This window comes from Demequina mangrovi, assembly GCF_000759715.1.
GTDB lineage: Bacteria > Actinomycetota > Actinomycetes > Actinomycetales > Demequinaceae > Demequina > Demequina mangrovi.
Genome location: NZ_BBLU01000003.1, coordinates 272,934 through 283,243 on the forward strand (window position 1 = coordinate 272,934; position 10,310 = coordinate 283,243).

The window sequence follows — 10,310 nt, forward strand, 5'->3', positions numbered from 1 at the left end:
TGCTATCCCTTCAGACCCGCGGTGGCCACGCCCTCGATGAACCGCTTCTGGACGATCGCGAACATGATCACCAGGGGCAGCACCGAGATGAGCGATCCGGCCATGGTGACGCCGTAGGGGATGAGCCCCTGCGCCGTGCCGTTGAGGATCGCGAGGCCCGCCGTCAATGTGCGGTCCTCCGCGCTGTTGGTCATCACCATCGGCCACAGCATGTCGTTCCAGTTGCCCACGAAGTTGAAGATGCCCAGCGTGAGCAGGCCGGCCGTCGCGTTCGGCATCATGACCCGCCAGTAGATCTTCCACTCCGAGGCGCCGTCGATCATGGCGGCGGCGCGGAGCTCCTTCGGGATCATGATGAAGAACTGCCGCAGCAGGAAGATTCCCGCCACGTCCGCGGCGCGCGGGACGATCAGACCGGTCATGGTGCCGATCCAGCCGAACTCCGTCAGCATCTTGTACAGCGGGATCAGAAGCGACTGGAACGGGATCATCATCGTCGCGATGAGGAGGCCGAACAGCAGCCCGCGGCCCTTGAAGGGGATGAAGGCCAGCGCGTAGGCGACCATCGAGTTGAGGATGAGCGAGAAGAACGTCACGCCCACCGACATCATGATGGTGTTCCACAGCTGAGCGCCGACGGGGATCCTCTCGAACACGCCCGCGAAGTTGTCGAGCGTGAAGGTGCTCGGGATGAGCTCCGGCGGGTAGGCGATCGTCTCGTTCTGAGGCGTGAACGCCGTGACGATGACGACGACGAGCGGGAAGATCGCGAGCAGCGACGCCGCGATGACGAGCAGGTTCGCACCGATCGTGCCGGGGCGCCGCCAGAACGGGATTGGCTTGTTCATGCGAGATCCCTCTCCTGCTTGCGGCTGATCGAGAGCTGGATCAGACCGATCGTGAGCGTGATCGCCATGAGCACGAAGGACAGTGCGGAGGCGTAGCCCTGACGGAAGTTGGTGAAGCCCTCGGTGTAGACCCGGTACACGATGGTCTCCGTGGACCTCAGAGGCCCGCCGCCCGTCATGATGTAGATCTGATCGAAGGTCTGGAAGGCCGTGTTGATCGCGATGATGATGACGTAGGTCATCGTGGGTCGCAGGCCCGGAAGCGTGACGGCCTTGAACTGCTGCCACTTGCTGGCGCCGTCGAGCGCGGCCGCCTCGTACTGGTCCGGCGGGATGCCCTGGAGGCCCGCGATGAAGATGACCATGAAGTAGCCGAAGTTCTTCCAGACGGCCACGAAGATCACCGTCGGCATCGCCCACGTCTCGTCGTTGAGAAGGTCGGGGAGATTGATGCCGATCTTGGAGAACCAGTAGGGCATCAGACCCGTGTTCGGGTTGATGATGAAGCTCCACGCGAGCGCCGCGACCGCCATCGAGATGATGAACGGCATGAAGATCGTGGTGCGCTGCGCGCCGCGGAGGAACAGGTCCTTGCGGTTGAGGAAGATCGCGAGGAACAGCGCGACGCCGATGACCAGCGGGGTGTAGCCGATCGCGTACACCACGGTGTTGACGATCGCGTTCTGCGAGTCGGCGTCGGTGAAGGCCTGGACGTAGTTGTCGAGGCCGACGAAGCTCGGCTTGTTGAGCCCGCTGGAGTCGGTCAGCGAGATCCAGAAGGCGTAGCCCGCGGGGAAGAAGACGAAGGCCAGCAGGATCGAGAGGCCCGGGGCGGCGAAGAGCCAGCCCGTGCGGTTCGCGTGGCGCTGGAAGTTGTACCGATGCTTCCAGCGGCCGCCGCGGGACTTGCCCGCGGACTCGATCGCGGCCGGCTCAAGGACAGGGTTGGTCGTCACGATGTGCTCCCATCACGACGGGGCGGGCCTGGGCGCCCCTGCGGACAGGGGCACCCAGGCGCGCGATCCGTCAGTTGTCCAGGTAGCCCGCGATCTTGGTCTGGGCCGTGGTGAGGAGCTCCTGCACGTCGCCGCCCGCAAGGATCTGCTGCTGCGCCGCGTTGGACTCCGACTGGATGTCGCTGATGTTGGTGTCGATGCCCGTCGCGTAGTAGTACGACGTCGGCGCCATCTCGGAGAGCATCGAGACCAGCGGGTCGTCGATCTCAGCGATGTCGATGTCGGTGCGGTTCGGCGGGTAGTACGACTCCGTCCAGATGATCTGCTGGTCGTAGCTGTTCCAGAAGTCCGAGAACTCGAGCGAGCAGGTCATCTCCTCGTCGGTGTCGTTCATGCTGGTCGCGTACCAGTAGTTGTAGACGCCGGCGACCCAGTCGCTCGGCCAGCCGAAGCCGCCGATGTCGACGCCGAAGCTCTCGGCGGAGGTGATCTCCCACGGACCGTTGAAGATCATCGCGGCGCGGCCGGAGCCGAAAAGCTCCATGGCGGCGGTGCTGTCCATGCCGGTCGGGCTGATCATGCCGTCGACGAAGGCCTCCTGCCACTTCTCCATCGTCGCGACGTTCTCCGCGGAGTCGAAGGCGGGGACGCCGTCCGTGATGTAGTCGCCGCCGCCCGAGTGGAGCAGCGTCGAGAACACGCCCATGTCCTGGTCGGGCATCGCGAAGCCGTACTGCTCGGGCTCGCCGTCGCCGTTCTCGTCGATGGTCAGCTTCTTGGCGACCTCGATGAGCTCGTCGATGGTGGTCGGGTAGTCGGCGTCGGTGAGGCCGGCGGCCTCCCACAGCTCGGTGTTGTACCAGAGCGCGAACGGGGTGGTGCCCATCGGGACGCCGTAGGCCTCGCCGTCCCAGGTGACCTGGTCCTTCGCCTGCGAGTACATGAGGTCGGCGCTCTCGTACTCGCCCGACGAGTAGTACGCGTCCATCGACAGGAACGCGCCCTGGTTCTTGTAGCCCTCGCCGGTGTCGACGCCCTGGACCACGAGGTTCGGGCCGTTGCCGGCGCCGAGGCTGGTGACGAGCTTCTCGGTGATGGACGACCAGGCGATCGGCTCCTGCTTCACCGTGCACATGTCGGACTGGTCGTTGAAGGCGTTGACGATCTTCTCGAGCACCTTCCCGTCCGCCTCGGTGTAGCCGTGCCAGAGCAGCAGCTCGGTGCCGCCCCCGCTCGATCCGTCGGATCCGCTCGCCGAGCTGTCGCTGTCCCCGCTGGAGCAGCCCGCGACGAGGAGCGCCGTGGCGGCTCCCATGGCGATGGTGCCGTACATGGTCTTCTTCATTGAATGCCTTCTCTCCATTGAGCGGCGCCGGCTCTCGCCGGCCCGTGCTTTCCACGTGATTCGCAATATTCCAGCCTCTTGCAACGTTGTCAAAGGAAAACCGGAGATTTGAAAGGTCACAACTCGGTTACGGCGGGACCGCCGTCGCGGCACCCGCACGGCATTGCATGCACGCAAAGCGGCAATGCCGACAGTCGCGTCGAGCCGGGCACCCCGACCTCTCCGCGGACACGTCCCGGCGCCCGCCGCGACCCCCCGGACGATGCCTCGCGCGCGAGCCGTCCGCCGCCGGAAGCGGCCTTGCGCGACGACCGGCGACCCCGCGACGCGCGCACCGGACACGGCTCCGCCTCGCCCCGGCCCTCGGTCGCGGAGCTCGCGGCGCCCGCGCCTCGACGACGAGACCCGGGCGGCGCTCCGCAGGACGACGGGCGGCGTGCGCACGCGAGACCTAGCATCATCCCTGGTAAATGTCCATGCAGAACGTCGCGCCTGGCGCGGCTCTCGCACGCACCGGGCCGGCCTGCGGCGGCTCCACCGGGGCCGCCCACGCACCATCGTGTCCTCCGGCCGGAGCTCGCCTCGGCATCCGCGCGCCGCGCTGAGGAGGCGGCCGCCCGCCGCCCGTGCGGACTCGAGCCGGCGCGTCGTGGACCTGCGGTCACCGCCCGCGGCCGCATCGCACGTCCACCCGGGAGAGGTGCGAGAGCGCTCTCTCCACCCCCCGTGCGATGACGCGTCATCGCCGCGCGCGCGCATGAGGCAGACTGGTTCCGGAGCACGCTCCGCGACCCGCGCAAGGCCCCCGATCCGGGGGCGAGCGATGCCAGGAATCTTGCAACGTTGCATGAAAGGAAGAGACATGCGAGCAGCGACCCCCCCGATGGGATGGAACAGCTGGGACAGCTTCGGCACCACGGTGACCGAGGACGAGGTGCTGGCCAACGCCAAGGTCATGGCCGAGCGGCTGCTGCCGCACGGCTGGGACACGGTGGTGGTGGACATCGCGTGGTACGACCCGACCGCGCGCTCGCACGGCTACAACGCCGACGCGCCGCTCACCCTCGACGGGTTCGGCCGGCAGATGCCGTCGCCCAACCGCTTCCCCTCGGCCGCCGACGGCGCCGGCTTCGGCCCGCTCGCGGCCCAGGTCCACGAGCTGGGGCTGAAGTTCGGCCTCCACATCATGCGCGGCATCCCGCGCCACGCGGTCGAGCAGGACCTTCCCGTCCTCGGCACGGAGTACACCGCCAAGGACGTGGCCGACCTCGACCACGTGTGCCAGTGGAACCCCGACAACTACGGCCTCGACCACGACCACCCGGGCGCGCAGGCGTACTACGACGCGCAGGTCGCGCAGTTCGCCGCGTGGGGCGTCGACTTCATCAAGGCCGACGACATGCAGGCGCCGTACTACGAGCGCGAGATCGCCGCCTACCAGCTCGCCATCCAGCGCTCGGGACGCGACATCTCGCTGTCCCTGTCCCCGGGCACCGGGCTGTCCACCGCGCACATCGACCACCTGCGTGAGAACGCCCAGATGTGGCGCATCTCCGACGACCTGTGGGACCGCTGGGAGGACCTCCACGCGCAGTTCGCGCGTCTCGCCCGCTGGGCGCCCTTCCAGCAGGCCGGCGGCTGGGCCGACGCCGACATGCTCCCCCTCGGGCGCATCGGCATCCGCGCCGAGCGCGGCGAGCCCCGCCACTGCCGCCTCACGCTGGACGAGCAGCGCGCGATGCTGTCGCTGTGGTGCATGGCCCGCTCGCCTCTCATGGTCGGCGGCGACCTGCCCACCAGCACCGAGGAGACGCTCGAGCTCCTCGCTACCCCCGCGGTCACGGAGGTCCTCCAGGGCTCGGTCGACGGGCGCGAGCTGCTCCGCGAGCCCCTCGAGGGCGGCGAGCTCATCGTGTGGTCCGCCCGCTCCGCATCGTCCGACCGCGCCTACGCCGCGATCTTCTGGACCGGCGAGGAGCCTCACGAGGCGAGCGTCGCGCTGTCCTCGATCCTCGGCATCGGCCACGCCGAGGTCACCGCGGCGGACCTCTGGCCGGGCCAGACCACCGCGATCGCCGACGCCCTGCTCACCGCGACCGTGCCCGCGCACGGCGTCGCGTGGGTCGCGCTGGACGCCGCATGAGCAAGCGTCCCGTCATCATCGGCGCGGTCGCGGCGGGAGCCGTCGCGGCCCTCGGCGCCGGGCTCGTGATCTGGAGCCCGTGGGCCTCGGACGAGCCGGGCGCGAAGGCACTCGAGCTCTCCGGCGACCTCGACACCCATGACCCGGCGCTGGTCGTCGGCACCGAGGAGCACGATTGGTACGTGTTCTCCACCGGCGACATCGCGAAGGCGGCGGGCTCGCCCTCGATCCGCCGCTCGACGGACGGCCTCGAGTGGGAGTACGTCGGAGGCGTGTGGGACGCCCAGTCGCGCCCGATGTGGGTCTACGAGATGATCCCCGGCATCGAGCACATCTGGGCGCCCGACGTGTTCGAGCACGACGGCACCTGGTACCTCTACTACTCGGCCTCGACCTTCGGCTCGAACCTCTCGGCCATCGGCCTCATGACGTCGCCGACCCTCGACCCCGACGACCCGGACTACGGGTGGACGGACGAGGGGCTCGTGGTGAGCTCCGACCCCGCGACCGACAACTACAACGCGATCGACCCGTCGATCGTCGAGGACGCCGACGGCACCCCCTGGATGGCGTTCGGGTCGTACTGGGGCGGCATCCAGCTCATCGAGCTGGAGTGGCCCTCGGGCAAGCCCGTCGACGGCGCGGAGCCGACGACCATCGCCTCCCGCACCGCGGGCGGGACCAACGCCATCGAGGGCGCGTCGATCGAGCACATCGACGGGTACTACTACCTGTTCGTGTCCCGCGACACGTGCTGCGCGGGCGTCGACTCGACCTACTCGATCGCCGCCGGCCGCGCGACCGAGATCACGGGCCCGTACGTCGACTCGTGGGGCAACACCATGGGCTACGACGGCGGCGACGAGATCCTGTCGACCGACGGCACGATGATCGGCCCGGGCGGCGAGTCCTACGACAGCGGCTACCTCGCGTACCACTACTACGACGAGGACCTCGCGGGGCAGTTCCAGCTCGCGATCCGCGAGCTCGACTGGACCGAGGACGGCTGGCCCATCGCCCGCACCGCGGACGAGCTCGCCGACTGACGCCCGACCGATGCGGGTGGCGCCCGGCGCTCCCGGGCGGCACCCGCATCGTCCCCCCCACCTCAACGGAGAGAGAGCGCATGACCACCATCACCCTGCACCCGGACTTCCGGGTCGCGCCCGTCGACCGCCGCGTGTTCGGCTCGTTCGTCGAGCACCTGGGCCGCTGCGTCTACACCGGCGTCTACGAGCCCGGTCACGAGACCGCCGACGAGCACGGCTTCCGCCGCGACGTGGCGGACCTCACCAAGGAGCTCGGCGTCACGATGCTGCGCTACCCGGGCGGCAACTTCGTGTCCAACTACACGTGGGAGGACGCCGTCGGCCCGGTCGAGGACCGCAAGCCGTTCCTCGACCTCGCGTGGCGCACCGTCGAGCCCAACCTCGTGGGCACCGACGAGTTCCTGCAGTACTGCGAGCGCGAGGGGATCGAGCCGATGATGGCCGTCAACCTCGGCACGCGCGGCATCGACGCCGCCATCGGCCTGCTCGAGTACTGCAACGGCGAGGCCGGCACCAAGTGGGCCGACATGCGCATCGCCAACGGGCGCGTCGAGCCCTACGGGGTGAAGCTGTGGTGCCTGGGCAACGAGATGGACGGCCCGTGGCAGATCGGCCACAAGGACGCCCACGAGTACGGCAAGCTCGCGGCCGCCACCGGCCGCGCGATGCGTCAGGTGGACCCGTCGATCGAGCTGGTCGCGTGCGGCTCGAGCTCGATGATGATGGACACGTTCGGCGAGTGGGAGCGCACCGTGCTCTCGTACTGCTACGACGTGGTGGACCACATCTCGATGCACGCGTACTACGAGGAGATGGACGGCGACCGCGGCTCGTTCCTCGCCTCCGGCACCGCGATGTCGACCTTCATCGAGCGCGTCGTGGCCTCCGCGGACGCGATCGGCGCCCAGAAGCGCTCGGACAAGCGGATCTCGATCAGCTTCGACGAGTGGAACGTCTGGTACCTGTTCTCGCGCTTCGAGGGCGAGACCAACCTTCCGGTGCAGCGCGACGCGCCCCGCATCATCGAGGACGTGTACTCGGCCCTCGACGCCGTGGTGGTGGGCGACCTCATCATCAGCCTCCTGTCGCACAGCGACCGCGTCGCGGTCGGCTGCCTCGCGCAGCTGGTCAACGTCATCGCGCCGATCATGACCGAGCCCGACGGTCCCGCGTGGAGGCAGACCACGTTCCACCCCTTCGCGACGGCCGCGCGCCTCGCGCAGGGCGATGCGCTGCAGGTCAAGGTCGATGCCGCGACCATGGCGACCGCGAAGCACGGCGACGTGCCGACCGTCACCGCCGCCGCGACGGTGGACCCGGAGACCGGCGCCCTGGCGCTCTTCGTCACCAACCGCACCTCCGAGGAGCAGGTGGTGACGCTGCGTCACCCCGGCGCGACCGCGCGCATCGACGGCGGCTCCGCGGTGCTCGCCGACCACGAGGGTCCGCGCGAGGGCAAGGACGCCGCCGAGTCCTACGGCATGGTCGACGCCCTGCCGGCGACGCACGAGGACGGCACCATCACCCTGCGCCTCGCTCCCGAGTCGTGGACCGCGTTCCACGGCACGCTCGAGAGCTGATCAGCGGCTGAGAAGCGGCGGGCGGCCCGAGCGGTCGCCCGCCGCTTCGTCGTTCACCCGCAGGGGCATCGTCCGCGCGCGGGCGTGGACGCGGACGCGGACGCGGCGCATCGTCCCCTCGCGGGGTGAGGGTGCGCCGTGGGCGCCGGGCTCAGCTCTGGCTGGCGGACGGCTCGGGCGATGCGGAGGCGTCGGACTCGTCGGCGTCGAGCGGGTTGACCGGCAGCGTGCGCGGCGCGGGCTCCGGCTCGACCACGCTCACCGGGAGGCACTCCGCGTTGGCCGCGAGGAACGAGTCGTTGTCGAGCTCCGGGTCGAGCTCGGAGCGCATCGAGCCGCTGGCCGCGTACTCCTCGCCCAGGACGATGTCCACGAGGGTGCCCTCGCGGTTGTCGAGCACCAGGTCGACCTCGGCGTCGAAGTTGCGCGCGACCGTGTAGGCCTGGCGCACGCCGTCCTCGCCGAAGTAGATGCGCACGCTGTCGCCGTAGGTGCGGCCCCAGTTGGTGGTGCTCACCACGAGGTAGTTGCGCTCCTCCAGGACGGACGAGACGCTGCCCGCGAGGCCCTGGACCTCCGTGCCGTTGAGGATCCGGACGCCGACGTTCTTGTGCGCCATCGGCGAGGTGTCCGGCGGCGGGCACACGAGCGTGATGTCGCTCTCGAACGCTCCCTCGGGCGTGACGAAGGGCTGCGAGAACGGCCCCTCGACATCCCCCTTGTAGACGCCCGCGAAGTACAGCGACGTGAAGGCGAGGACGATGATCAGCACGCCGAAGACGATGATCTGGCGCTCGCGCCGGTGACGGCGGACCTGCGCGCGGCGGGCGTCGGGACGTCCGTTCGATCGCTCGGTCACAGGCACCATCCCGTCGCTGATCGAGGACTACTGGCGGAGGATAGGGGATTCGAACCCCTGAGGGCTTGCACCCAACACGCTTTCCAAGCGTGCGCCATAGGCCACTAGGCGAATCCTCCAGGCCCGGAAACTATACCCGATCCCGCGGGCACTTCCTCACCCGCCGAGCCGTTAGACTTGTCCGCGACCCCCCACGTGGCGATACCTCGCCCAACTCCCCCAGGTCGGGAACGAAGCAAGGGTAAGCGGGCTCTGTCGGGTGCGTGGGGGGTCCTTTCATGCCCTCACGCTGCTGTGGAGGGCCTTTTCCGCGGCGTCGGACCCTCGCACTAGAGTCGTACCCGTGACCACCGCCCTGTACCGCCGCTACCGTCCCGACACCTTCGCGGACGTCGTGGGCCAGGAGCACGTGACCGTCCCCCTGATGCAAGCGCTGCGCGCGGACCGCGTCAACCACGCCTACCTTTTCTCGGGTCCGCGCGGCTGCGGCAAGACCACCTCCGCGCGCATCCTCGCGCGCTGCCTCAACTGCGCCGAGGGCCCCACGGACACCCCGTGCGGCACGTGCCCGTCGTGCATCGAGCTCGCCCGGGGCGGCGCCGGCTCCGTCGACGTGGTCGAGATCGACGCGGCCTCGCACAACGGCGTGGACGATGCGCGCGAGCTGCGCGAGCGGGCGGCCTTCGCCCCCGCGCGCGACCGCTACAAGATCTTCATCCTCGACGAGGCGCACATGGTGACGCCGCAGGGCTTCAACGCGCTGCTCAAGCTGGTCGAGGAGCCGCCGCCGCACATCCGCTTCATCTTCGCGACCACGGAGCCTGAGAAGGTCATCGGCACCATCCGCTCGCGCACGCACCACTACCCGTTCCGCCTGGTCCCGCCGCCCGTGCTGACGGAGTACATGGAGTCCCTGTGCGAGGCCGAGGACGTCGAGGTCGCGTCGGGCGTGCTGCCGCTCGTGGTGAGGGCCGGCGGCGGCTCGGTGCGTGACAGCCTGTCGGTGCTGGACCAGCTCATGGCGGGCTCCGACGACTCGGGCGTGACCTACGACCGTGCGATCGCGCTGCTCGGCTTCACCGACGCGACGATGCTCGACGACGCCGTCGACGCCCTCGCGGCGGGCGACGGCGGTTCCCTGTTCGACGTGGTCGAGCGGGTGATGTCCACCGGCCACGAGCCCCGGCGCTTCGTCGAGGACCTGCTCGAGCGGCTGCGCGACCTGCTGGTGCTCTGCGCGGCAGGCGAGGCGGGCGCCCGCGCGCTCGGCTCGATGCCCGACGACCAGCTCGAGCGCATGTCCGGCCAGGCGCGCCGGCTGGGGCTGGCGCGCGGTTCCGCCGCAGCCGACCTGGTGAACGACGCGCTCACGCACATGGTGGGCGCCACCTCGCCGCGGCTCCACCTCGAGCTGCTGTGCGCGCGGCTGCTCGCCTCCGAGGCCCCCGCGCCGAGCGCTCCTGCCCCGTCCGCCGCCGCGCCCGCCTCGCCGCCGCCGAGCGCTCCGGCTCCCGCTGCGCCGGCAGCCGC

At 69.6% G+C, this 10,310-nt stretch carries 8 protein-coding genes, 1 tRNA gene and 1 other RNA gene; 5 read left to right on the forward strand and 5 right to left on the reverse strand.

The window, feature by feature from the left end:
• Positions 1 to 2: 2 nt before the first annotated feature.
• The 3 genes from TR42_RS04565 to TR42_RS14740 form a co-directional block, all read right to left on the reverse strand.
• A complete protein-coding gene (locus TR42_RS04565; protein WP_042213411.1) occupies positions 3 to 848 on the reverse strand; it encodes a carbohydrate ABC transporter permease in 846 nt (281 codons plus the stop codon).
• Positions 845 to 1,804, reverse strand: coding sequence for a carbohydrate ABC transporter permease (locus tag TR42_RS04570; RefSeq protein WP_052405586.1), 960 nt, complete (start codon positions 1,802 to 1,804; stop codon positions 845 to 847). Before TR42_RS04570 ends, TR42_RS04565 begins: the two co-directional genes overlap by 4 nt.
• Before the next feature lie 70 nt (positions 1,805 to 1,874).
• Positions 1,875 to 3,149: an extracellular solute-binding protein gene (locus TR42_RS14740; RefSeq protein WP_052405587.1), complete on the reverse strand. Its 1,275-nt coding sequence runs from the start codon at positions 3,147 to 3,149 to the stop codon at positions 1,875 to 1,877.
• An 862-nt stretch (positions 3,150 to 4,011) separates the two neighbouring features.
• Between TR42_RS14740 and TR42_RS04580 the strand changes: the two genes are divergently transcribed.
• From TR42_RS04580 to arfA, 3 genes are all read left to right on the forward strand, one after another.
• The gene (locus TR42_RS04580; protein WP_201770772.1) at positions 4,012 to 5,292 is read left to right on the forward strand and encodes a glycoside hydrolase family 27 protein; all 1,281 of its coding nucleotides are present in this window, start codon (positions 4,012 to 4,014) and stop codon (positions 5,290 to 5,292) included.
• Positions 5,289 to 6,338 carry an arabinan endo-1,5-alpha-L-arabinosidase gene (locus TR42_RS04585; RefSeq protein ID WP_042213509.1) on the forward strand — a complete coding sequence of 350 codons (1,050 nt, stop codon included), beginning with the start codon at positions 5,289 to 5,291 and terminating at the stop codon, positions 6,336 to 6,338. Before TR42_RS04580 ends, TR42_RS04585 begins: the two co-directional genes overlap by 4 nt.
• A gap of 80 nt (positions 6,339 to 6,418) precedes the next feature.
• Positions 6,419 to 7,921 carry an arabinosylfuranosidase ArfA gene (gene arfA, locus TR42_RS04590; RefSeq protein ID WP_042213415.1) on the forward strand — a complete coding sequence of 501 codons (1,503 nt, stop codon included), beginning with the start codon at positions 6,419 to 6,421 and terminating at the stop codon, positions 7,919 to 7,921.
• A gap of 151 nt (positions 7,922 to 8,072) precedes the next feature.
• Here arfA and TR42_RS04595 read toward each other — a convergent pair whose 3' ends face one another.
• Both TR42_RS04595 and TR42_RS04600 read right to left on the reverse strand, forming a co-directional pair.
• Positions 8,073 to 8,780, reverse strand: a complete 708-nt coding sequence (locus TR42_RS04595) for a LytR C-terminal domain-containing protein (protein ID WP_161786618.1) — start codon at positions 8,778 to 8,780, stop codon at positions 8,073 to 8,075.
• 31 nt (positions 8,781 to 8,811) lie between these two features.
• A tRNA-Ser gene (locus tag TR42_RS04600) sits at positions 8,812 to 8,899 on the reverse strand.
• 63 nt (positions 8,900 to 8,962) lie between these two features.
• Between TR42_RS04600 and ffs the strand changes: the two genes are divergently transcribed.
• Both ffs and TR42_RS04605 read left to right on the forward strand, forming a co-directional pair.
• Positions 8,963 to 9,059: signal recognition particle sRNA small type (ffs, locus tag TR42_RS14545), an RNA gene on the forward strand.
• Between the two features lie 64 nt (positions 9,060 to 9,123).
• Positions 9,124 to 10,310: DNA polymerase III subunit gamma and tau (locus TR42_RS04605; RefSeq protein ID WP_042213416.1), on the forward strand; the 1,187-nt coding region annotated here is incomplete at its 3' end.